The organism is Nocardiopsis sp. NPDC101807, from assembly GCF_044766605.1.
GTDB lineage: Bacteria > Actinomycetota > Actinomycetes > Streptosporangiales > Streptosporangiaceae > Nocardiopsis > Nocardiopsis tropica.
Window position 1 is genome coordinate 656,883 of sequence record NZ_JBIWMK010000002.1, and the last position, 22,462, is coordinate 679,344.

The 22,462-nt window shown below is 73.4% G+C and carries 20 protein-coding genes; 5 read left to right on the top strand and 15 right to left on the bottom strand.

What is annotated here, in order from left to right; translation table 11 throughout:
• Positions 1–33 precede the first annotated feature (33 nt).
• On the top strand, positions 34–627 hold the full coding sequence (locus ACIRPH_RS08110; RefSeq protein WP_402910882.1) for a flavin reductase family protein: 594 nt from the start codon (positions 34–36) through the stop codon (positions 625–627).
• Between the two features lie 228 nt (positions 628–855).
• On the opposite strand, the gene ACIRPH_RS08115 is transcribed toward ACIRPH_RS08110, so the two are convergent.
• The 11 genes from ACIRPH_RS08115 to ACIRPH_RS08165 form a co-directional block, all read right to left on the bottom strand.
• Complete coding sequence (locus ACIRPH_RS08115; protein ID WP_402910885.1) at positions 856–1,920, bottom strand: lytic polysaccharide monooxygenase; 1,065 nt, start codon at positions 1,918–1,920, stop codon at positions 856–858.
• 78 nt (positions 1,921–1,998) lie between these two features.
• Positions 1,999–3,357, bottom strand: coding sequence for a cellulase family glycosylhydrolase (locus tag ACIRPH_RS08120; RefSeq protein ID WP_402910887.1), 1,359 nt, complete (start codon positions 3,355–3,357; stop codon positions 1,999–2,001).
• A gap of 159 nt (positions 3,358–3,516) precedes the next feature.
• On the bottom strand, positions 3,517–4,944 hold the full coding sequence (locus tag ACIRPH_RS08125; RefSeq protein ID WP_402910890.1) for an endo-1,4-beta-xylanase: 1,428 nt from the start codon (positions 4,942–4,944) through the stop codon (positions 3,517–3,519).
• A gap of 81 nt (positions 4,945–5,025) precedes the next feature.
• The gene (locus ACIRPH_RS08130; RefSeq protein WP_402910892.1) at positions 5,026–7,161 is read right to left on the bottom strand and encodes a glycoside hydrolase family 48 protein; all 2,136 of its coding nucleotides are present in this window, start codon (positions 7,159–7,161) and stop codon (positions 5,026–5,028) included.
• Between the two features lie 528 nt (positions 7,162–7,689).
• The gene (locus ACIRPH_RS08135) at positions 7,690–8,412 is read right to left on the bottom strand and encodes a nuclear transport factor 2 family protein (protein ID WP_402910894.1); all 723 of its coding nucleotides are present in this window, start codon (positions 8,410–8,412) and stop codon (positions 7,690–7,692) included.
• A gap of 198 nt (positions 8,413–8,610) precedes the next feature.
• Entirely contained in the window at positions 8,611–9,282 is a 672-nt protein-coding gene (locus ACIRPH_RS08140) for a maleylpyruvate isomerase family mycothiol-dependent enzyme (RefSeq protein WP_402910897.1), read from the bottom strand.
• 110 nt (positions 9,283–9,392) lie between these two features.
• A complete protein-coding gene (locus ACIRPH_RS08145; RefSeq protein WP_402910899.1) occupies positions 9,393–10,214 on the bottom strand; it encodes an IclR family transcriptional regulator in 822 nt (273 codons plus the stop codon).
• Positions 10,211–11,050 (bottom strand): carbohydrate ABC transporter permease, encoded by an 840-nt coding sequence (locus ACIRPH_RS08150; RefSeq protein WP_402910902.1) that lies wholly within the window; start codon positions 11,048–11,050, stop codon positions 10,211–10,213. The genes ACIRPH_RS08145 and ACIRPH_RS08150 overlap by 4 nt, the downstream gene beginning before the upstream one ends.
• A complete protein-coding gene (locus tag ACIRPH_RS08155; RefSeq protein WP_402910905.1) occupies positions 11,047–11,916 on the bottom strand; it encodes a carbohydrate ABC transporter permease in 870 nt (289 codons plus the stop codon). Before ACIRPH_RS08155 ends, ACIRPH_RS08150 begins: the two co-directional genes overlap by 4 nt.
• 87 nt (positions 11,917–12,003) lie before the next feature.
• Positions 12,004–13,302, bottom strand: a complete 1,299-nt coding sequence (locus ACIRPH_RS08160; protein WP_402910908.1) for an extracellular solute-binding protein — start codon at positions 13,300–13,302, stop codon at positions 12,004–12,006.
• A 196-nt stretch (positions 13,303–13,498) separates the two neighbouring features.
• Positions 13,499–14,119 carry an FMN reductase gene (locus ACIRPH_RS08165; protein ID WP_402910910.1) on the bottom strand — a complete coding sequence of 207 codons (621 nt, stop codon included), beginning with the start codon at positions 14,117–14,119 and terminating at the stop codon, positions 13,499–13,501.
• A gap of 239 nt (positions 14,120–14,358) precedes the next feature.
• On the opposite strand from ACIRPH_RS08165, the gene ACIRPH_RS08170 reads away from it, so the two are divergent.
• Positions 14,359–14,802 carry a hypothetical protein gene (locus tag ACIRPH_RS08170; protein ID WP_402910912.1) on the top strand — a complete coding sequence of 148 codons (444 nt, stop codon included), beginning with the start codon at positions 14,359–14,361 and terminating at the stop codon, positions 14,800–14,802.
• A 120-nt stretch (positions 14,803–14,922) separates the two neighbouring features.
• Here ACIRPH_RS08170 and ACIRPH_RS08175 read toward each other — a convergent pair whose 3' ends face one another.
• From ACIRPH_RS08175 to ACIRPH_RS08185, 3 genes are all read right to left on the bottom strand, one after another.
• The gene (locus ACIRPH_RS08175) at positions 14,923–16,032 is read right to left on the bottom strand and encodes an LLM class flavin-dependent oxidoreductase (RefSeq protein WP_402910915.1); all 1,110 of its coding nucleotides are present in this window, start codon (positions 16,030–16,032) and stop codon (positions 14,923–14,925) included.
• 294 nt (positions 16,033–16,326) lie between these two features.
• Positions 16,327–17,805, bottom strand: coding sequence for a glycosyltransferase (locus ACIRPH_RS08180; RefSeq protein ID WP_402910918.1), 1,479 nt, complete (start codon positions 17,803–17,805; stop codon positions 16,327–16,329).
• Positions 17,802–17,963, bottom strand: coding sequence for an LPXTG cell wall anchor domain-containing protein (locus ACIRPH_RS08185; RefSeq protein WP_402910920.1), 162 nt, complete (start codon positions 17,961–17,963; stop codon positions 17,802–17,804). The genes ACIRPH_RS08180 and ACIRPH_RS08185 overlap by 4 nt, the downstream gene beginning before the upstream one ends.
• Positions 17,964–18,435: 472 nt before the next feature.
• Between ACIRPH_RS08185 and ACIRPH_RS08190 the strand changes: the two genes are divergently transcribed.
• The gene (locus ACIRPH_RS08190; protein WP_267944625.1) at positions 18,436–18,588 is read left to right on the top strand and encodes a hypothetical protein; all 153 of its coding nucleotides are present in this window, start codon (positions 18,436–18,438) and stop codon (positions 18,586–18,588) included.
• A gap of 56 nt (positions 18,589–18,644) precedes the next feature.
• Here ACIRPH_RS08190 and ACIRPH_RS08195 read toward each other — a convergent pair whose 3' ends face one another.
• A complete protein-coding gene (locus ACIRPH_RS08195; RefSeq protein WP_402911662.1) occupies positions 18,645–19,037 on the bottom strand; it encodes an ADP-ribosylation/crystallin J1 in 393 nt (130 codons plus the stop codon).
• Positions 19,038–19,861: 824 nt separating this feature from the next.
• On the opposite strand from ACIRPH_RS08195, the gene ACIRPH_RS08200 reads away from it, so the two are divergent.
• Positions 19,862–20,848, top strand: coding sequence for a LacI family DNA-binding transcriptional regulator (locus tag ACIRPH_RS08200; protein ID WP_402911664.1), 987 nt, complete (start codon positions 19,862–19,864; stop codon positions 20,846–20,848).
• 275 nt (positions 20,849–21,123) lie between these two features.
• A complete protein-coding gene (locus ACIRPH_RS08205; protein WP_402910923.1) occupies positions 21,124–22,326 on the top strand; it encodes an MFS transporter in 1,203 nt (400 codons plus the stop codon).
• Positions 22,327–22,462 lie beyond the last annotated feature (136 nt).

Below are 22,462 nucleotides of genomic sequence, written 5' to 3' on the forward strand. Positions count from 1 at the left end.
CCGCACACGGCGGGGGATGCATAATCGGAGCCGATGCGTACCGAATGGACCCCAGACGACCTGCCCGGACGGGCCTTCTACCAGCTGATGACCTCCGTGGTGGTGCCGCGCCCCATCGCGTGGGTCTCCACCACGTCCGACGGCGGCGTGGACAACCTGGCGCCGCACTCGTTCTTCACGATCTCCTGTACCGAGCCCCCGATCGTGCAGTTCACCTCGGTGCGGCGCAAGGACTCCCTGCGCAACGCGGAGGAGACCGGCGAGTTCGTCGTGAACCTGGCCCCGGAGGCGATGTGGGACCAGGTCAACGCCAGCGGCACCCCCTACCCGCCGGAGGTCGACGAGTTCGAGGCCCTGGGGATCGGGCGCGAGGCGAGCGTGTCGGTGCGTCCGCCGCGGGTGGCGGGGTCACCGGTGGCGCTGGAGTGCACCCTGCACTCGACGCTGGGGCTGGGCGACTCCACGGTGGTGTTCGGAAGGGTCGTGCGTGTGGCCGTGCACGGGGACGTGCTCGCGGACGGACACCCGGACGTGGAGCTGATGCGCCCGCTGGCGCGGTTGGGCCGCAACGAGTGGTCGACGCTGGGAGAGGTGCGGGCGGTGGACCGCCTTCCCTACCGCCCCTGAGGGCGGGGCCGGAGGCGGCCGGCCCCGGAAGAGCCGGTTCCGGGGCCGGCCGCCCCGCCCGGGCCGCCGGCGCGCCGCCGGGCCCCGGCCCGGGGGGCCGGTCCGCGCTCCGGCCCGGGAGCGGTTCGGGGCGCGGCGTGCTTCGGCCGGTGTTCGGCGTTGCGCACGCCGGCGCCCCGCGCGGGTCGGAGCGCGGCGGTCCGGGCCCGCGGTCGCGGGCGGGGCCGGTCAGTCCTCGTGGCAGGCCACGAGGGGTTCGATGTTCACGCCCGGATGGGTGGCGGTGAACCCGAAGCTGGTGGACTCCCCGGGATCGAGCTGTCCGTTGTGGGCGGAGTTGCGGGCCTCGAAGTGCGCGCCGTGGTTGACCAGGGAGGCGTTCCAGATACTGGAGATCTCCTGGCGGTTGGCGAACACCCAGTCGACCATCCAGCCGTCGACGCCCTCCTCCCCCGCGGTGACCTCGACGTCCACCTGGAAGCCGTTGGACCACTGGTTGGTGACGGTGTACTCGGCCGTGCAGTGGTCACCGGGCGGGTCGGTGGGGCCGGGCGTCGGCTCCTCCGTGGGGTCCGGGGACGGCTCCGGGTCCGGGTCGGGGTCCGGTCCGGGGCCGGTGCCCGGGTCCTCGCCGAAGACCACGTCGGAGCAGTTGTAGAACGCCTCGGGGCTGTCGGAGCGCTCCCAGACCACGTAGACGATGTGGCGCCCCTCCCTGTCCGGCAGGTCCACGTCCCAGTAGTACTCGGCTCCGGCGTCGCCGCCGCTGCGCAGCGGCGGGTCCGTCACCTCGTCGACGAGTTCCAGGTCGTCCCAGTTCAGCGCCTGTTCGGGGTCGAAGCCGTCCTCGGTGACGTAGGTGCGGAAGACTCCGGGGTGCGGGGCCCAGGCGTTGTGCCGGAACTCCACGGTGGTGTTCGGCTCCAGCGCCGTGGTGGGCCAGTCGGTGCGGGCCGCGTTGAAGGCCGCGAACCTGTCGGTGGGTCCGCACAGCTCGCCGTCGGCCACGACCTCCTGGTGGCGGCCGTCGGCGTCGCTGATGAGGTTGCCGAACCAGTTCCAGAACGGGTAGTCGCCGCCCTCGTCCAGGGCGTCGGCGCAGGCCGCGTTGGTGGGCTGCAGGGCGCCGCCGCCGGTGCCGCCGGTGGCGTCCTGGAAGCAGGCGTAGGTGCGGCTGGCCGGGTAGGTGAAGGCTCCGTGGGCCTCGGCGGAGTCGGGCAGGGCGACGACGGCGGTGCCGACGGCGAGCCCGCCGAGCGCCGCTGCCAGGGCGATGGCGTTGCGTGGCCTCATGGGCCACTCCTCTCTCTGTGGGGGAGACCCGGCCGCGCGGGGCGGCGCGGCCGGGGTTCTGCGTCGACCCTGTACGGGTCAGGCTGAGCAGGAGAGCGCGGGAGCGGAGAGGGCGCCGCCGTGGGTGCCGGTGAAGCCGAACGAGGTGGACTCGCCCGCGTCGAGTGCTCCGTTGTAGGGGGCGTTCACCGCAGTGACGGCGGATCCGCTGCTGGAGACGGTGGCGTTCCAGGCGTGGCCCACGGCCTCGCCCGCACCGGCGGTCCAGGTGACGGTCCAGCCCGTGATGTCGGTCGCGGCGGTGACGGTCACCTCGCCCTGGAAACCGTCGTGCCACCGGTTGGTGACGCGGTACTCGGCCTCGCAGTCCCCGGCCGGGTCGGTGGGCTGCTCCGTGGGCGGGTCGGTGGGCTCCTCGGTCGGCGGGTCGGTGGGCTCGCCCGGGCCGCCGTAGACCGGGGCCTCGACGGAGGTCTCGGCGATGCCGTCGGGCCCGTGGAAGATGCGCTCGCCCCAGGGGGTGAGGCTGTCGACGTCGAACCCCTCGACCATGTCGAGGTACTCCACGGGGGAGCCGTTGCCGCTCCAGGACCAGCCGATGTAGCCCAGGCCCAGGCGCTCGGTGTGGGCCATGATGGCGTCCTCGTCGGGGTTGCCGTCGCTGTGGTCGATGCCGAACTCGCCGACGATCAGCGGCAGGCCCGCGTCGGTGAAGTGCTCCAGGTAGGAGACCACCGTGGACTCCTGCTGGTAGACCCCGTACATGTGGACGGAGAACACCGTGTTGGCGTCGGGGTCGGCGTCGAAGACCCCTTGGGCGTTGTCGCGCATGGTCCCCGACCAGTCCTGGCCCCAGTTGGGCGCGTCCACGACCAGGGTGTGGTCGAACCCGGCCCCGCGCAGCCGGTTGATCGCCTCGCCCGTGGCGGAGGCCCAGTTCTGGTTGGTGGCGGCGTCGTTGCCGAAGGGCTCGTTGCCGATGTTGACGAGGACGTGGTCCTCCTCCCCCTCGACGGCGTCCTGGACGCGCAGCCAGTAGTCGACGGCCTGGTCGAGGGTGGCCGCCCCGTCCTGGTCGCCGTAGCCGGTGGTGTCGTGCACCTCCAGCATGCAGATCAGCCGGTTGGCCTTGCAGTCGGCCACGACGGCGGCGACGTCGGCGGCGCTGTTCTCGGTCCAGCGCTGCCCGCTGCTGAGGACGACGCGGACGGTGTTGGCCCCCAGGGACTTGATGTCGGCGAGGGCGCCGGTCTCCTGCGGGTACCAGGTGTGGGCGTGGCTGACGCCCCGGATGACGAAGTCGTTCCCGGCCGCGTCGACGAGCCGGCCGTCGCTGACGCGGAACCCGGTGTCGGCGTGGGCCGGGACCGTGTGGACGAGGAGCGCGGTGACGAGGCTGAGGACCGCCCCGAGGGCGATGAGCAGGCGTGTGGCCATGGGGTCTCCAGTGGTGGGGGGTGTCGCGGAGGGGTCCGGGCGCCACCGGCCCGAGGAGGGGCGGGCCGGTGGCGGTCGGTGGGCGCCGGCCGGGGGCCTCCGTGGGAGGCGCCCCGGTCCCCGGCGCCCGGTCGTGGGGCGGGCGGGACCGCGGGAGGGTCAGGTCCCGGTGCAGACCGGTTCCGGTGCGGAGACGGTCCCGTCGTGGGTGCCGGTGAAGCCGAACGAGGTGGACCCCCCGGCCTCGACCCTGGCGTTGTGGACGGCGTTCACGGCGGTGACGGCGGACCCGCTGCTGGTGACGGTGGCGTTCCAGGCGTGGCCGACGCGTTCGCCTCCGCCGAAGTCCCAGGTCACGGCCCATCCGTCGAGGTCCCTGCCGGCGGTGACGGTCACCTCGGCCTGGAACCCGTTCGGCCACTGGTTGGTGACGCGGTACTCGGCCTCGCAGTCCCCGGCCGGGTCGGTGGGCTGCTCCGTGGGCGGGTCGGTCGGCTGGGGGCCCGGGGAGCCCCCGAGGGCCTCGTGGACCGCCCAGTAGGCGGGTTTGGGCTGGTAGGACTCGTCGATGGGCAGGGCCGCGCCCTGGCCGTCGAAGTGGTCGGGGACCCAGGAGTAGGCGTCGGTGACGCCCCAGACGGTCACGCCCGTGCAGCCGTCGACCTCCAGGCAGGTGGTCACGACCTCCCGGTAGTCGTCCGCCTGCCGCTCCAGGTCGGCCTGGCTCGCGGGGACGTTCATCCGGATGTCGAGCTCGGTGATCCGCACCTTCAGCCCGAGGTCCGTGAACCGCTCGATGTTCTGGCGCATGCTGGCGGGGACCTGTCCGACGATCAGGTGGCTCTGGAACCCGATCCCGTCCAGGGGGACGCCCTGGTCCAGCAGGTCGACGACCAGGTCGTAGTAGGCGTCGCTCTTGGCGTTGACGCCGTCGATGCTGTAGTCGTTGATGTACAGCTCCGCCTCCGGGTCGGCCGCCCTGGCCATGCGCAGGGACTCGGCGACGAAGTCCTCCCCCAGGGTGCGGTGGAAGACCGAGTCTCGGAACCGCGCGTCGTCGCCGATGGGCTCGTTGACGACGTCCCAGGTGTCGATCCGCCCGGCGTAGCGGCCCATGGTCGTGCTGATGTGGTCGTCCATGACGGCCAGCAGCTCGTCGGCCGTGAAACCGCCGCCGGACACCCACGAGGGCAGCTGGCTGTGCCAGACCAGGGTGTGTCCGTGGACGTCCTGGCCGTTGGCCTCGGCGAAGTCCACGACCCGGTCGGCGCCGGCCCAGGAGTACTGGCCCCGCTGCGGTTGGACCGCCTCCCACTTGAGGTCGTTCTCGTGGGTGACGGAGTTGAACTCGGCGGAGGCGGTCTGCGCGTACTCGGCCTCGCCGAGGCGGTGGGACGCGAGGGCGGTGCCCATGAACACGCCCCGCTGGTCGGCCAGGTCCCGGAGGGTCTCCTCCTGGGCGGCCCGGGCCGGCGTCTCCTCCTGCCCGTGGGCGGAGGCCGCGAAGCCCCCGGCGAGCAGGCCCGCCGCCAGGACGGTCGCGGCGACGGCCCCGACACGGCGCGCGTGCCCCGTGTTTTCCGACATGGTGTTCTACCTTTCCACGGTGTGGCGTTGCGGGATGGGGGGCCGGGCGCCCGCGGCGCCCGGCCCCGAGGGGGTCCGTGCCTATCCCGCGCCCTCACCGCCCTCCCCTGACGCGGCGCCGAACAGCTCGCCGTGGGTGGCGAGCGCGGTGGCCACGTCGACCTGCGCCCAGAAGCGGTGGTAGGTGAACTCGGGGGCCTCTCCCCCGTCCAGGTAGGCCTGGACCTGCGGCCAGTCCTCGTCCTGCTCGTAGAAGGAGCGGATGGAGGCGAACGTGGAGTCGGAGTCGATCACGTCGCCGTTGGGCATCTGCCCGGTCCAGCCGTCGGGGACGTAGAGCCCGCCGTTCGGGGAGTCGAACGGGTCGTCGAAGCGCTCGTAGTCCGCCCTGGTCTCGGGGACGGCGACGCCCAGGTCGTCCTGGTGGACCAGCAGCGCGTCGAGCAGTCCCTCGGCGGTCTCCTGGGAGGCGGTGTCGCCGGTGGCGGCGGCGTAGTGCATCAGGGTCTTGGCCAGGCCGGCGGCGATGCCGACGTCCTGGTTGTGCGAGACGACCTCGACGCTCAGGTCCGGGTTGCCCGTGGGCTCGCCGGTCCAGTCGTCGGGGGCTCCGCTCCACTCCATGTCGGCCGGGACGGCGAAGTCGCCGCCCTCGCCGACGGTGGTGTTGGCGATGGCCCAGGGCACCCAGGAGTCGAGGATGTCCCCGGCGCGCTCGTCACCGCTGATGCGGTAGTACTCGGCCACGCGCTCGACGTCCCAGACCTGGAAGCCGAACCACCGGTTCGAGGGCGGGTCGTGCCAGACCGGCTTCTCGTCGTAGAACATGCCGTAGAAGGTGGGCGTGTCCGCCGGGGGCTGCGCGTAGGTGCCCTCCCAGCTGTTGGTCGCGCCGCCGGCTATGCCGCCGTCGGAGGACTGGAGCCACTGGAGGAACTCCAGCTGGCGGTCGAGGCTGGTGCCCCAGTCGTCGGCCCCGGTGGCCGACTGCGGCCGGAGCTCGTCGACCTCCGAGAGCGCGTAGGCGGCCATCACGTTCTGGTAGCCCTGGTGGGCGGAGGATCCGCCGATGCGCCAGGCCCAGGGGTACTGGGCGCTCTCCAGGGCGCCGCCCCAGGAGTAGTACCAGGCCATGAGGTAGTGCGCGGAGTCCTTGCCCGTTCCGGGCGGGCAGGACTGGGCGCCGACGCAGTCGCCGACCTCCTTGAAGTACTTGTCGAACATCGCGTAGCGCAGGTAGTCGCCCATCATCGCCGCGTTGGAGACGTTCTCCGCGATGGCGGACTCGTTGCCCTGCTCGCTCGCCCACTCGTGCGCGAGGTAGGCGACCTGGACGGCGCGCGCGTCGGCGTCGGGTGCGTTGGTGTAGCGCCACTGCTCCGAGGCCTGCGGGTCGTCGACGAACAGGTTGAGGTAGCCGGTGCCGTCGTCGCCGCCGTGCGCGAACGTCTCGCAGGAGGGGTGGGGCACGGTCTCCCAGACCGACTCGTTGGAGCCGCGCTGGAAGGTGTTGATGTAGGCGGGGGCCTCGTCGCCGCCGTCGCCGCAGAACCCGTAGCCGTACGTGTTGTCCACGTCCAGCAGCCAGTGCATGCCGTAGACCTCGTCGGTCCCGTAGGTGCTGCTGAGCTCGGCCGCGAGGGGGTCCTGTCCGGCCTCCACCCCCTGGTCGAGCGGCATCGGGTAGTCGCTGGGGTCCAGGGACTCGGGGATGTAGGTGGCCGGCGACGAGGGGTCGTAGGCCCCGTTGGTGGGCTGGTCGGCGGTGCCGGGGATGATGAAGGCCTCCATGGAGGCCCAGGCGTCGTTGAACGGCTGCCAGTCGCCGGAGACGCGCCCGTAGGTCGCCTCCAGCCACAGGTAGTAGCTGAAGGCCTCCGAGGTGGTGGCGTGCCCGTGGTCGGGCGCCTCCACGATCAGGGTCTCCACCGAGTGGTAGGGGACGAGGAGGCCGTCGAACTCGCGGAAGTAGCCGCTGGACGGGTCCTTGATCTTGTCGTACTGCTCCAGGAAGGAGGCCTCGTACTCGGTGATCTCCGGGTTCTCGGCCAGGAGCGCGTCGGCCACGGGCGTGTACTCGTAGGTGGAGGCGGGCTCGGCGGGCCCGGCCTGGGCTGAGGGGACCGCCGTGAAGGCGGCCGCCACGAGTGCGGCGCTCACTGCCGCGGGGAGGGGCCACCGCCGTCTGCTGCGGCGGGTTGCGGGTCGGTCGGTCACATCGTTCTCCTCGGAGGGTGCCCCGCAGGGGCCTCTCCGGTGCCGCGGAGCAGGGGCGCGGCGCCCCGGGCGGTGCGTCGGCCGGGGTGTGGCGGCGCCTCGGCGGGGGCAGCGGGGGGCCGAGACAGGGGGCGTGTGCGGGCCTTGAGGACGGGGGGCGCTGGCCGCGGCGGCGTCGGCGTCGACGGTGCGGGGCCATGGGGGGCGCGGTGTCCGCGCCGGTCTCGCTAGCGGTGCCTTCCGGTGCCCAGGGGGACGCGATCCCGTTTCGGGAGCGCTCCCATGAGCAGTGCCGAAAAGTTAACACCATTGATAAGCGCCTGCAATGGGGTCAACCAGAGGAATCCGGCCCAGGATTCGTGATCTACGGGGCTTTTCGGACAGACAGCGGGAAGCGTGCCCGAAGCGGGGACCGGGAACCTCCGGGCCCTCCGTCCCGGGGCTCGTCGGAGCCGGGGCGGGCGCGGCCGGCGTGCCCCGGGAGCCGGGGCACGCGGCCCGGCGGGGCGCGCCGGTCCGCGGCGGCGGTCAGCCCCCGGCCACCGGCCAGTCGACCAGCGTGACGGGCTCGTCGCCGAGCACCCACGCGTCGTGGTTCGGCGGCAGGCACACGACCTGTCCGGCGCGCGCCTCGCCCTCCGTGCCGTCGTCCATCTGCCAGCGCAGGGCGCCCGAGACGATGTAGGCGCGGTGGTTCACCATGCACTTCGCGGTGCCCCTGGACTCGGCCATGTCCACCGTCCAGCGCCAGCCGGGCCGCAGCGTCATCCGGACGGCGGTGTGGCCGCCCACCCGCAGTGCCTCCGTGCGGGCCCGGTCGAGGACCTCGGTCTCCTCCGGCCGGGCGAAGTCGCCCGTCTCCGGCCGCGGGGCCGCCGGCTCGTCCCAGGCCTGCACCGTGGACTGGTGGGAGATCCGCCCGTCCCTCAGGTCGAGCATGGTCATGCTCATCACCCGGGTCCCGTCGGGGTAGGAGCAGCGCTCGGCGTAGGCGGCGTGGTCGGCGTCCACCACGCAGTCGAGGACCTCGTGGGTCATGTCGCGCGCGAAGACCTCGCGCAGGGCCGGTGCGATGGCGGCCTTGCCGTGCAGGACCGCCGGCCTGCTGGGCTGCGCCCTCTTGTCGATCATCTCCATCTCGGCGTCGTCCGCGAACAGCGCGAGCATCGCGTCGGCGTCCGCCGACTCGACGGCGCGCGTCAGCGCCCCGCTGTCGAACCGGGGATCCGTCTCGGTACGGGTGGACATCATGCGGCCCTCCCCTCCCCGCCCTGGCGGCCAGCTCTTGACCGAACGGGCTCTTCTTTCCAGTCTGCGCCCGGCCCGGGTTCCGCTTTCGCCAAGAAGGGGCCATTTCTGCGCATGTCGGCGGTACCGGAGGCCCGGGGCCCGGCCCCTGTCGGCGGGGGCCGCCGTCACGGCCCCCGGGGGCGCGGACGCGCGTTCCCGTCACACGGCCAGGTCGACCGCGGGCGCGGGCAGCGTCGGCAGGAACGGGGCCGCGGACGCGGGGTCGCCGCCGCTCCAGTCCATGGCGAGGATCTGGGCGACGCTGCGCCGACCGGTCACGGCGCGGGCGAGCTCGAAGGCCGTGCCCCTGAGGGTGAGCGCGGCGCCCTCGCCGAGCGCCCACTCCTGGCCGGTGTCGGTCGCGACCACGCGCACCGGCGGGAGCTGCGCGGACCACCCTCCGGCCAGGCCGCCCAGCGGGAAGTCCGCGAGCTGGTCGGCGTCCCCGGTCTGCGCGGGCAGGCCGAGGGCGCCCCGGACGTCGTTCTCGTGGTGCCACGCGTCCAGGGCGGGCAGGCTGTACCGCCTCCGCCTCCGGGCGGTGAGGAGTTCCAGCAGGGCCGGGGCGGTGCGGGTCCACTCGGCGAGGACGGCCTCGAAGGCGTGGCCCTCCCGGTCGGCGACCTGGCGCGCGGTGACCTCGTCGCCGGCCGGAGGGGTGACGTCGCCGCGCACCACGTCGGCGCAGAGCCCGGCGAGGTGGGCGTAGACCTGGCGGACGGTCCAGTCGGGGCAGGCGGGCACGACGGCGCCGAGCTGCTCCCCGTCGAGGCCGGCGGCCAGGTCGAGCAGGCGGTTCTGACACGTCTCGTAGATGCGCGCGGAGTCCATCCCCCGAGCCTAACTAACAGCGTTAGGCCAGGGTGGGGCCGCCCCCGGGGAGGACGGTCCCCGCGGACGGCTCCCGGCTGCGGCTCCGGGGACCGTGGGCCGCGGCGCCCCTACCCGCCCCGGCGGGCACCGGCCGCGGCCGCGGCCCTCCCGCCGCCCAGCTCGGCGGAGATGCGCGCGGCCACCGCGGCCACCTCCGGCCCCAGCCTGCGCACCTCGACCACCGGCAGCCGGCTCACGAGGGAGGAGACGCTGATCGCCGCCACGGGGTCGCGGTTGTGGTCGAACACCGGTGCGGCGACACAGCGGACCTCGGGCTCGTTCTCCCGGTCGTCGATGGCGTAGCCGCGCTCGCGCACCCGGCGCAGCTCCCCGGCGAGGACCGCCGGATCGGTCACCGTCCTCGCGGTGACCGCCGGGAGGCCCGCCGCCACCACGTCCTCCACGAGGTCGTCCGGGCAGAACGCGAGGATCGCCCTGCCCACCGCGGTGCGGTAGGCGGGCATCCGCGCGCCGATCCGCGAGGCCATCCGGACCGTGGCCGTGTTCTCCACCTTGTCCACGTAGACGACGTCGTGGCCGTCCAACAGCACCAGGTGGCAGGTGTGCCCGGTGCGCCTCATGAGGTCGCGCAGGTGGTCCGAGGCGACCGAGCGCAGCTCCATGTCGTCCAGGTAGGCCTGCCACAGGGTGAGGGCGGCCGTGCCCAGGCGGAACCGTCCGCTGCGCGGGTCACGGGTGAGCAGGCCGTACTCCACCAGCGGAACGGACAGGCGCAGCACCGTGCTCTTGTTCACCCCCACGCTCTCGGCCACCTCGGTGAGGGTCGCGCCGCCGCTCCCGGCCGGGCTCGCCCGCACGAAGTCCACGATGGCCAGCGCGCGGCGCAGCGACGCCGACGAATTGCGCCGGGGCTCCGGGGCGCGGTTCACCCCTTCACCGCCCCTCCCAGTCCCGAGGCGAGGCGGTGCTGCACGAACAGGAAGAACACCAGGACGGGGATCGTCATCAGGACCGAGCCCGCCATGATGCCGCCCCAGTCGTTCTGGTCCGGCTTGAAGAGCGACAGCAGGGCGATCGGCAGCGTCTGGTTCTCCTGCGCCGAGATGATGAAGGTCCGGGCGAACAGGAAGTCGTTCCACGTCATGATGAACGAGAAGATACTGCAGGCCACCACGCCCGGGGCCACGAGGGGGAAGAGCACCCGGGTGACGAAGGCGAGGCTTCCGGCGCCGTCCAGCCAGGCCGCCTCCTCCAGCTCCCGTGGGACCGCCGAGACGAAGCTGCGCAGCATCCAGATCGCCAGCGGCAGGGCGAACGCCGTGTGGACCAGCATGAGCGATCCCAGGTGGTTCAGGCCCAGTTCGGGGACCCCCTGGCCCACGGCGCGCATGAGGAAGAAGAGCGGGATGGTCAGCGCCTCCACCGGGACCATCTGCGCCACCAGCACCATGACGAGCAGGGTGGTGCGGAGGCGGAAGCGGTAGCGGGTGAGCGCCACCGCGGCCAGGAACGCGCAGAGGGTCGAGGCGGTCACGACCACGACCGCCACCAGCACGCTGTTCAGCAGGTACTGGCCGAACCCGTCGACCGTGAGCACCCGGCGGAACGAGTCCAGGGACGGGGCGAGGGTGTAGGGCGCGGCGTTCCCGGCCTCCAGTTCGGCCCGCGGCCTGAGCGCCGACAGCAGCATCCAGTAGAGCGGCAGGGCGACGAGCAGCGCGACGAGCAGTCCCGCGACGTCGTTCCTGAGTCGGCGGAGCGTCACAGGACCTCCCCTTGGCGGCGCAGGGCGCGCAGGTAGACGAGTGTGATCAGGAGGAGCAGCAGCGTGGTGATCACGCCGATGGCGGAGCCGGTCCCGTACTGGCCCGAGGCGAACGCCTGCTGGTACGCGTAGACGTTGAGCACGAGGTTCTGTCCGGCGATCCCGCCGCCCCCGGTCATGACGTAGATCTGCGTGAAGATCTTGAAGTCCCAGATGATCGACTGGATGGTCACGATGGTCACGGCCGGGCGCAGGATGGGCAGCATCACCGACCAGGCGATCCGGGACGTGGAGGCGCCGTCCAGACGCGCGGCCTCCACGACCTCCCCGGGGATGGCCCGGATGCCGGCGTAGAGGGTGACCATGACGAACGGGAACGAGCACCACACCACCTGTGCGCCGACGAGGCCGAAGGCCGACCACTTGTCGTAGGTCCAGGAGTGTCCGGTGAACTCGGTCAGGCCCAGCCCCGCGAGCGCCTGGTTGACCGGGCCGAGGGTGGGGTCGAACAGCAGGAGCCAGACCGCGCTGCCGGTGACGGCGGGCGTCGCCCAGGCCCCGAGCGCGGCGAGGAAGAGCACGGTGCGCACCCAGGGGGTCAGCCGGGTGGCGAGCACCGCCAGCGCTCCGCCCACGGCGAGCGTGCCCGCGACGCACGCGGCGGCGAAGCCGACCGTGTTGAGCAGCACCTCCCAGAACTGGCCGTCCGCCAGCAGCTCACGGTAGTTCTGCCAGCCGACGAAGCGCAGGGGCTCGGCGCCCGTGACCTGGGGCTGGCGGTAGTCGAAGAAGGAGACGAGCACCAGCTGGTAGAGCGGGTAGACCAGCATCCCGCCCAGCACCACCGCGGCGGGGACCAGGTACATCCAGGGTTCGACTCTTCGGCTCCGGTTGCCGGAGGGGCCGCCGGTCGGGCGGCGGCGGAGAGCTGTCCGGTTGTCCATGTCGGCGTGTCACCCCCGCCCGAAGGCGTCGTCGAGGGCCCGCGCCGCCTCGTCCGCGGCCTGGTCGACCGAGGCGTCTCCCGCGGCCACGCGCTGCACCATGGCCGGCAGGATCCCCTCGGCGTCGACCGTCGCCCAGGAGGGGGTGACCGGGACGAACCGGGTGCCCGCGTCGATGGTCTCGACGAAGGGGGCGATCTCGTCGTCGGAGGCGGCCAGCTCCGCCCGGACGTCGGTGAAGACGGGCAGGTTGCCCATGGCCTCGTACATGCGCAGCTGGTACTCCTTTCCGGCCAGCAGCTTCACGAACTCCACGGAGAGCGTGCGCCGCCGGGTTCCGGCGAGGACGCCGAGGTTGTTGCCCCCGGCGAAGGCCGGGGCGATGCTCCCGGGTTCGGCGCCCGGGAGCGGTACGACCGCGGCGTCGTCGGCGATGTCGCTGGCGCGCACCGCGTTGAGGTTGAAGTTGCCCCCGATGGTCATGGCGGCGTTGCCGGCCACGAAGTTCTGCACGGAGGCGTCACCTCTCATCTCCGAGCAGGTCTGGGGCGGGCACACGTCGTCGGAGAGGATCTGCCCGTACAGCTCCAGGCCCTCCTTGGCCGCGGCGGAGTCGATGGCCGCGGTGTAGGAGTCGCCGTCGGGTTCGGCGATGTCGCCGCCGTGCGCCCAGACGAACGGCATCATGGCGTAGGTGTAGGCGCCTCCGGCGGAGACCCCCAGCATCCGCGGGTCGGCCTCGCGCACCGCCCGGCCGGTCTCCACGACCTCCCGCAGGCTCCGGGGGGCCTCCAGCCCGAGGTCCCCGAGGACGTCGGTGCGGTAGTAGAGGGCGCGGACGCCGAGGAACCAGGGCACGCCGTAGTCGGCGCCGTCGACCTGGGCGGTGGCCGCGACGTCGTCGGAGACGTCCGCGCGGGGCTCCCACCCGGCCAGGTCCTCGGTGAGGTCGGCCAGGCCCGCGGACTCCACGTATCCGGCCAGGTCGGTGTTGCCGTACTCGGCGACGTCGGGGGCCGAGGCGGGGTCGAGGAAGGCGCCCTGGAAGCGCTCCGCGCGGGTCTCCACCGGGATGTACTGGACCTCGACCTCGACCCCGTCGTGCGCGGCCTCGAACTCCTCCACCGCCGCCTCCACGACCCGCTCCTTGGGGGCCTGGTCGACCTCGGAGAACAGCCAGACGCGGAGGGTGCCCTCCGTCTCGTCGACGCCGGAGGCGGCGCCGCTGGTCTGGAGGGGCGCGCACGCGGAGAGGAGGGCGGCAAGCCCGAGGAGCGCGCACGCGCGCGGGGGTCCTGAGAATCGCATCGGTACTCCCTCACCAGGCCGGTGGGGTGGGGTCGGTGGGGACCGACAGCCTGGTGGAGTGACCGTAGTCACCCGATCCGACTCCGTTGAAGGGAGGAGCGCCAATGTTGTGCAGGGCACAACGAAGGCGCGCAGTGCAGTGCACTGCGCGCCGTGGATCCGCCCCGGTCGGGCGGGTCCGGGGTGCGGCGGGGGGTCAGGCCCCCAGGCCGGACATCAGCTCCGCGAACGAGGTGGGCTCCTCGTAGGGGTCGGCGGCCCCGGGGGCGTGGTCGGCCGCGAGCAGGGCCAGCTGCCGTGCGGCGCGGTCGACGCGCTCGGACAGCTCCCGGCCGCCGCCCCCTCCCGCGCCCCAGTCCTCGGAGGCCGCGTACACGCCGGTCGGCACGACCACGGAGCGGGTGTAGGCGAACATGGGGCGCAGGGCGTGCTCCAGCACCAGCGAGTGGCGAGGGCTGCCGCCGGTCGCGGCGACGAGCACCGGCGTCCCGTCCAGGGCCTCGGGCTCGACGATGTCGAAGAACGACTTGAACAGGCCGCTGTAGGAGGCGTTGAAGACCGGGGTGACGGCGATGACGCCGTCGGCGGCGGCGATGTCCTCCAGGACGCCGGGGAGCTCCCCGGTGGGCACCCGGGTCGTCATGGCGTTCATGATGTCGTGGGCCAGGTCGCGCAGCTCCACGATCCGGGTCTCGGCCTTCTCCCCCCGGTCTTCCAACGAGGCCTCGGTGGCGGCGGTGAGCCGGTCGGCCAGCAGCCGGGTGGAGGACGGGGTGCTCAGCCCCGCCGACACGGTGACGATCCTTCGGGTGCTCATGCCTGGCCTCCACGCGAAAGGTTTTCTAAGAAGAAGTTTCCTGGAAAGGATAACACTCGGAACGTCCGTCCTCCGGGGCCTATTCCCCGTGACCGGTCGGCCGAGCTCCTCGGGAACGCGCGAGTTTCCCCCGTGCCACCTGGGGGAACGCCCCGGCGCCCGTGCGGCCCACGTGTAGGGCCCTCCCCTGCGGCTATGTGCCTGGGAGGAGACGTCCCCTAGCGCGGAGGAAACGTCGCATGAACGCACGCACCAGACCGTCCAGCGTCACCGCGGTCCTCGTCCTGCTCGTCCTGATCACCCTCTACCAGCTCGGAGCCGGCGGGCTCGCCCTCCTCGGCGGGTTCGCCGCGCAGGCCGCGCCCTCGATGCCGACCGCGACCGACGTCCCTGCCTGGGCCATCTTCGTGGCCGCCACCGTCGCCCTCGTGTACGGGGCCGCCTCGCTGGCGCTCACCGTCATGGTCGCCCGGGGCCGGCCCGCGGCGCGGCCCGCGGCCCTGGGCGTCAACGCCGTCTACGGCGTGGGCATCCTCGCCCTGGCCTTCACCCCGGTCTCGGGGCTCCCGGAGCTCGTCGCCGCCGCGTTCGCCTTCACCGTGATCGCGCTGCTCTACTCCAGGAGCGCCAGGGCGTACTTCGCCGGGAACACCTCTCCGGCGGCTCCGGGCACCCTCGCCTGACACCCGGACCGGGGTGGGGGGGGGGGGGGGGCCCCCCCCCCCCCCCCGGGGGGGGGGGGGGGGGGGGGGGGGGGGGGCCCCCCCCCCCCCCCCCCCCCCCCGGTCCGGGAGGGCTCGGGCTCAGGCGCGGCCGGCCTCCGCGCCCTCGTCGCCCCCGGCGTCCCTGGCCGCCAGCAGGGAGGCGTGGGTCGGGGCGTCGGGGACGTGGGCGGGCCGCCCGGCCGCGAACTCCTTGCGCAGCACCGGGACGACCTCCTCGCCGAGCAGGTCCAGCTGCTCCAGGACCGTCTTCAGCGGCAGGCCGGCGTGGTCCATGAGGAAGAGCTGGCGCTGGTAGTGGCCGAAGGAGTCCCGGAAGGTCAGGGTGCGGTCGATGACCTCCTGCGGGCTCCCCACGGTCAGCGGGGTCTCGCGGGTGAACTCCTCCAGGCTGGGCCCGCCGCCGTAGACGGGGGCGTTGTCGAAGTAGGGGCGGAACTCCTTGACCGCGTCCTGGGAGTTCTTGCGCATGAAGACCTGCCCGCCGAGGCCGACGACGGCCTGGTCGGCCTTGCCGTGGCCGTAGTGCTCGAAGCGGCGCCGGTACAGGGAGATCAGCTTCTTGGTGTGCGTGGCCGGCCAGAAGATGTTGTTGTGGAAGAAGCCGTCACCGTAGTACGCGGCCTGCTCGGCGATCTCCGGGCTGCGGATCGAGCCGTGCCAGACGAACGGCGGCACCCCGTCCAGGGGCCGGGGCGTGGAGGTGAAGCCCTGGAGGGGGGTGCGGAACTTGCCCTCCCAGTTGACGACGTCCTCCCTCCACAGGCGGTGGAGCAGGTTGTAGTTCTCCAGCGCCAGCGGGATGCCCTGGCGGATGTCCTGGCCGAACCAGGGGTAGACGGGGCCGGTGTTGCCGCGGCCCATCATCAGGTCCACCCGGCCGTCGGCCAGGTGCTGCAGCATCGCGAAGTCCTCGGAGATCTTCACCGGGTCGTTGGTGGTGATCAGCGTGGTGGAGGTGGACAGGATCAGCTTCTCCGTCCGCGCCGCGATGTAGCCGAGCATCGTCGTCGGGGAGGAGGCCACGAACGGCGGGTTGTGGTGCTCTCCGGTGGCGAAGACGTCGAGGCCGACCTCCTCGGCCTTGAGCGCGATCGCGACCATCGCCTTGACCCGCTCGGCCTCGGTCGGCGTGCGGCCCGTCGTCGGGTCGGTGGTCACGTCGCTGACTGAGAAGATTCCGAACTGCATGGCCTGCTCCCCGATATTGTTTCCTGAGAAGTAATTTCCTATGAAGGTATCACGGGGAACGGGCGGGGCGGCACAGGTATTCCCGCCGCCCCGGAGCGGAGGGCGTGGGCGCCGGACCCCCGGAAGGACCGCCGTCCCGGACACCGCCCGCCCGGGGCGGCGCCGGAGCGTCCCGGCCCGGAGAAGGGACCCCTCGGATCATGGGACCCCTCCTCCCGGCTCCGGCTCCCTCCCCTTACCCCGGGGAGGCGCCCAGCGGCCCGTGGACGCGGCGCCGACCGGCCCGCCCCGTCCTCACCCCGGGGAGGCGCTCCGGGCGGCGGCCTCGGGTCCCGACTGCGGGGAGCCGCCGGCCATGGCCACCTCGACCCCCTCCCGGGTGCCCCACCGGGTGATCCGCCTGCAGGTCAGCATCGCGTAGAGGTACAGGGGCCGCAGTACCAGGAGCCTCCACACCGCGGCCGCGGGGGAGAGCAGGTACAGCAGGAGCAGGTAGCCCGCCGACTCGTCGCTCCTGCGCACGGTGAACAGGCGCAGCGCCATGATGTAGTTGATCGCCAGGCCGATCACGAGTGCGGCGACCGCGATGGACCCCCACTGTGCGCGCAGGTCCCCGTCGCACAGCACGAGCAGCGGAACCGCGTAGGCCACGAGCATGTGCAGGTACTCGGTCACCGTCCCCCAGAACACCACGCCGCGCAGCGGCATGTACCTCAGCCACCACAGGTGCCGCACCGTCGTCCCCCTCATCCAGCGCAGCTGCTGGCCGAAGTAGTGGCGCAGGCGCTCCGGGACCAGGGTGAAGACGATCGCGGACGGCTGGTGGACGGTGTCGCCCTTGAGCAGGGCGTAGAACGTGAGCATGGAGTCGTCGTTCATCTGCATGGGACGGCCCCAGAAGTGCTCGTTCTCGTAGGCCCCCGCGGCCTCGCGGACCGTCTGCGCCCGGTAGAAGGCCAGGGTGCCGGAGTTGATCGTCACCCGCCGCAGGACGGACTGGGCGCTGCGCAGGCCGCGGGTGAAGGGCAGGTAGAGCACGCAGGTGAGCCTGGTGAGCAGGTTGGCGTCCCTGTTGAGCACCAGGACGTGGCCCGCCACCGACTGCACCCGCGCGCTGGCGAAGGGCGCGAGGCCCTCCCTGACGGCGTGGCGGTCGAGCACCGAGTCGCTGTCGAGGGTGACGAAGATGTCGGCGTCGTCCTCGGCGAGCACGTGCATCTGGGCGAAGCGCTTGCCGCGGTTGGCGGTGCGGTCCCAGGTGGCCTCCACCCCGAGGTCGGCGGCCTGGGCGAGGAACGCGTCGCGGACGCCGCCGTAGTCCACGGGCTCCCCGTCGGCGTCCACGGACCCGTCGTCGACGACCCGCACGCGGTCCACCGTGCGGCTCTGCGCCAGGACCGAGTCCAGGCACGCGCGCAGGACCAGCGGGTCCTCGTTGTAGACGGGGACCTGGACCGTCACGGTCAGGGAGTCGAGCGCCTCTTGTTCGTCGGCGCTCGCGCGGACGGGCCTCTCCAGCCAGGCGAAGGGCGCCCACCACAGGAGCAGGAACGAGGCGAGCCACACCATGGCCAGGCTCGCCCGGGGTTCGTGGAACCCGCCGACCGCGCCGACCACGTGGGCCATGCCCCACACGGCGAACGCGGCGAACGCGAGCATCCCCAGGAACGCCATCGCGCCGGGGCGCGCGGTCCTGGCGGTGGGCAGGATCGGGTCATGCGGGGGCCGGGCCCGGCCCCCGGCCCGGTCTGTGTCGCGGAAAGTGAGGGTCATCGCTCGAGCGGTCCCCTGTCGCGGCGGAAGGAGACGCGGACGAGCAGCGCTCCGGCGACGACCAGGACGAGGCCGACGACCACCAGCCAGAGGTAGCCGACGGCGAACCCCGTCGCCGCGAGCGTGGCTCCGGAGCCTGTGGAGTATCCGTAGGGCATGTGCACTTCCTCGGGATCGGGTGACTTTACGTCACATGTCTCCCACGGAACGTCCTCGCTTCCAAAAGAGAAAGGCCAATTTCACGCAAAGACCGGGACATGGTTCGCGAACCGCTCGGCCGGGGGTGCGGACACCGGGGCGTGCGCAGGACCGACATATCCGGAACGCGGCACCGGAACCGGTGGCCGAGCGGTCCGCCGGGCGGTCGGCCCGGCCCGCCCCGGCCCTCCGTCCACAGGCCGGAGGCCGTCTGTTCACGCGGATGTGGTGCGCGGGTATGACCGTGCCCAGGGACCGGACACCTCCCGGGGAAGGGAGACCGGTGCGACGCAAGCCGAACGGTCGTCACCGCGTGCTATCCCTGACCCGAACCCCGCGGTCACCGGGAGTCACGGCGACCGGGACGTCCGAGCACGTGATCACACGAGAAGGAGGAGGGCGCGCCCCACCGGCCCCCGCGCCCGGAACCCCATGGCCACCACCCTCGACCCCCGACGCGACCCCTCCGCACCGGCCACCGACCGCACCGACCGCGAGCCCGTCGTGCTCGCGGACGCCTTCGGCGACGTCCTCGCCGCCCTCACGGACCTGGACCCCGACCTGGCACTCGTGCCCGACGCCTGACACTCCGGCCGGCGGGACCCCGCCCCTGCGGCCGGGGTCCCGCCCGCTCCCCTCCGTCAGCGGGGGGAGACCCCCTCGGGGTGCTCGGGCAGGTAGGACCACACCAGCTCGATCGGTCCGCGCAGGTGGGCGTTGAACTCCGCCAGCTCCTCGGCGGGCACCCACAGCTCCAGGATCGTGCGTCCGCCCGCCTGCCTCACGGGGTACCGGGACGCGAACCCGGCGTCCACGCGGAACCGGGTGACGTGCCCCTCACCGTCGCGTGGCAGGTTCCACTCCCTGGCGATCCGCTCCGCGTACCCCCGGTTCAGGACCGGGTAGAAAAGGGGCTGCTCCGCCAGCCGCGGCGGCCACTCCCGCCAGCCGGAATCCCTGACCAGGGCGAGTTCCCGGGGCCCTGTGGGCCGCCACAGGGTCATCGTCCCCGGCGCGCCCGCGCCCCCTCCCATGCTGTTCACAGCAGGAGCATAGGCATCCCTTGCCCCAGTCAGCACCTGCTTTTTACCGGCCGGACCGAAAATCGGTCCGAGGAACGGGAACACTGCCATCAGACGAAGCGTTCTCACAGGTGAAGCGCCCCAGACCGAACCCCGACCCCGTAGTCTTCCCACACCCACCCAGGTCCTGTGAGGCGCTCACACCACAAACCAAGCGCGGATGCACGCGCTCGTGTCGGCAATGGGGGTTTCCGGCACGTATTCAGTCGCTGCATCCGCCTTCCCAGCGGCCAGACCGCACTCAGTGCACACTGGCCGCGCCCGCTGTGGCCCGCGTTGGGGGACGTGGGCCACAGCTACGTGGGGGGGGGGGGGCGCCCCCCCCCCCCCCCCCCCCCCCCCCCGCCCCCCCCCCCCCCCCGGCAACGCGGCCCCCCCCGGGGGGGCCCCCGGTGGGGGCCGGTGGCCCCCCCCAGGGGCGGGGGGGGCCCCCCCCCCCGGCCCCGCCCCCGGACCCCTGTCACCGCCCGACCGCCGCTCCCCGGCTCCTCCCGCCCGTGCGCGTGCCGGGCGCCCCCACGGCTCCCGCGGAAGCCCGGGGCCCGCCCGCGGGACGGGGGCGGGCGCGGACTCCCCGGTCCCCGCGCCCCCTCCTCGGGACGCCGGGTCCCTCCCGGCGCCCCGCGCCGCGGGCACGGACGCCTCCCGGACGCCCGGCGCCGCGCCCCGCAGTACGATGCGCTTACACCAGCGAGTCCGAGGGGACGCAGATGCCGAAGCCCGGTGACCCCGACGCGGGCGGGCCCGGGGGGCGGCGGCCCGCCCGGCGGCCGACCATGGCCGACGTCGCCGCCCGCGTGGGCGTCTCCCGGCAACTGGTCTCCCTTGTCCTCGGCGGGCGCCCCGGCCCCAGCGCCTCCGCCCGAGAACAGGTCCTGCGCGCGGCCGAGGAGCTCGGCTACCGGGCCGACACCGCCGCCCGCCTCCTGCGCCGGACGCGCAGCCGCCAGGTCGGCGTGCTGTTCACCCTGGAGCACCCCCTCGACGCGCACGTGGTCGAGGCCGTCTACCCGGTGGCGGCCGAACTCGACTACAGCGTCGTCCTCAGCGCCATGCTGCCCACCCGCACCGAGCGCGAGTCCGTCGACGACCTCCTGGGCCTGCGGTGCGAGGCCCTCATCCTCATCGGCATGTCCGCCGCCGCCCCGGCCGACCTGGCCAAGGTCGCCGAACTCGTGCCGGTGGTGGAGATCGGGCAGCGCACCGGCGCGCCCGGCACCGACAGCGTCCGGACCGCCGACGCGCGCGGGGTCCGCCAGGCCGTCGACCACCTGGTCTCCCTGGGGCACGGCGACATCGCCCACGTCGACGGGGGCGACCTGCCCGGAGCACGTGAGCGCCTGAGGGGGTACCGGGAGGGGATGGCCGCCCACGGGCTCTCCGGGCGCGCCGACGTCCTCCCCGGCGACTACACCGAGGAGTCCGGGGCCCGGGCGGCGCGCACGCTGCTCTCCCGGGCCCGGCCCCCGAGCGCCGTGATCGCGTGCAACGACCTGTGCGCCCTGGGCCTGGCGGGGACCCTGGTCCGCGCCGGGACCTCCGTTCCGGAGGACATGTCCGTGGTGGGCTACGACGACAGCCGCACGGCCCGCCTGCCCTTCCTGCGGCTCACCTCCGTGCGCCAGGACGCGGCGCAGATGGCCCGGCTCGCGGTCCGCGCGGTGGCCGAGCGCCTGGACGACGGGCGCACCGGGAGCCGCCACCTGGTCCTGGAGCCCGTGCTCACCGTCCGGAGCAGCACCGGTCCTCCCCCGCGGCGCTGAGCCGGTCCGGGCCGGGGCGGCCCCGCCGGGGCGTGTCCCCGCTGCGGGTCCGGCCGGGACGCGGGAGTGGTGCGGCTCTCCCCCCGCACGGGACAGATCACACCGGAATCGTTTGAGAACCCCCCGGCCGTGCTGCGAGGCTGGATTTAGCACGTGCCAAACGACCCTTGCGCGCCTCGGCGCTCCGGCCGGGTCGCCGTGGCGCGGGCTTTCCGGGCGACGGCGCCCGCCGCGATCACCGTCCCTTCCCCGTCCCTTGTCTGGAGGGCCCACCCATGCCTCTGGCCCTGCTCGCCCTGGCCCTCGGGGCCTTCGCCATCGGTACCACCGAGTTCGTCATCATGGGGCTGCTGCCCGACGTCGCCGCCGACCTCGGCGTCCCGGTCCCCACCGCCGGCTACCTCATCTCCGCCTACGCGCTGGGCGTGGTCGTCGGCGCGCCGCTGCTCACCGCCCTCAGCACACGGGTCCCCCGCAAGACGGTCCTGCTGCTCTTCATGGGGCTCTTCCTCGCGGGCAACCTCGCCACCGTCCTGGCGCCCTCCTACGGGGCCGTCTTCGCCTCGCGGGTCCTGGCCGGCCTGCCGCACGGGGCCTTCCTCGGCGTGGGATCCCTCGTCGCCGCGCAGATGGCCGGCCCCGGCCGCCAGGCGACGGCGGTGTCGCGCGTCCTCCTGGGCCTGACCGTGGCCAACATCGTCGGGGTTCCGGTGGGCACCTTCCTGGGCCAGGCGATGGGATGGCGGGCCGCCTTCCTGGTCGTCTCCGGCATCGCCCTGCTCGCCGCCCTGGGCGTCGCGGCGTTCGTGCCGCGCCAGCCCGCGGCGCCGGGGGCGGGCCTGCGCCAGGAGCTGTCCGAGCTGGGACGCCCCCAGGTCGTGCTCGGCCTGACCACCGCGGTCTTCGGTTTCGCCGGGGTCTTCGCCGTCTACAGCTACGTCTCGCCGATGATGACCGAGCTGGCGGGGATGTCCGCGTCGTCCGTGCCGGTCGTCCTGGCCCTGTTCGGGGTCGGCATGACCCTGGGTTCCCTGGTCGTGGGGCCCCTGGCCGACCGCGCGCTGCGCCCCACCATCTACGGCTCCCTCGCCGCGCTGGCGATCGTGCTGGCGCTGTTCACCGTGGCCGTGCACAACCCCTGGACGGCGGCGGTCGGCCTGGTCGTCCTGGGGGCGGTGGGGTTCGGCGTCTGCACCCCGCTCCAGGTCCTGGTCATGAACCGGGCCGGGGCGGCGCCGACCATGGCCGCGGCCTCGAACCACTCCGCCTTCAACCTGGCGAACGCGGGCGGGGCCTGGCTGGGCGGCGTCGGGATCAGCGCGGGCCTGGGCTACGCCTCCCCCGCCGTGATCGGCGCGCTGCTGGCCGTCGTGGGCCTGGGCATCGCCGTGCTGGCGGGCTTCCTGGACCGCCCCCGCGCGGGAGGCGCGCAGGAGGGCGCCGGGGCGGAGTCGCCGAGCTTCAGCACGGCTCCCTGAGCCCGGGCCCGCCGGGGAGGCCGCTGCGGCCTCCCCGGCGCTGTCGCGGGAGGTCTCCCGGGCGGGGAGGCGCGAAGGACCGCCTCCACGGGGCGCGCCTCCTCCCCCGCGTGTTCGCGGTCGGGGACGCCACGAA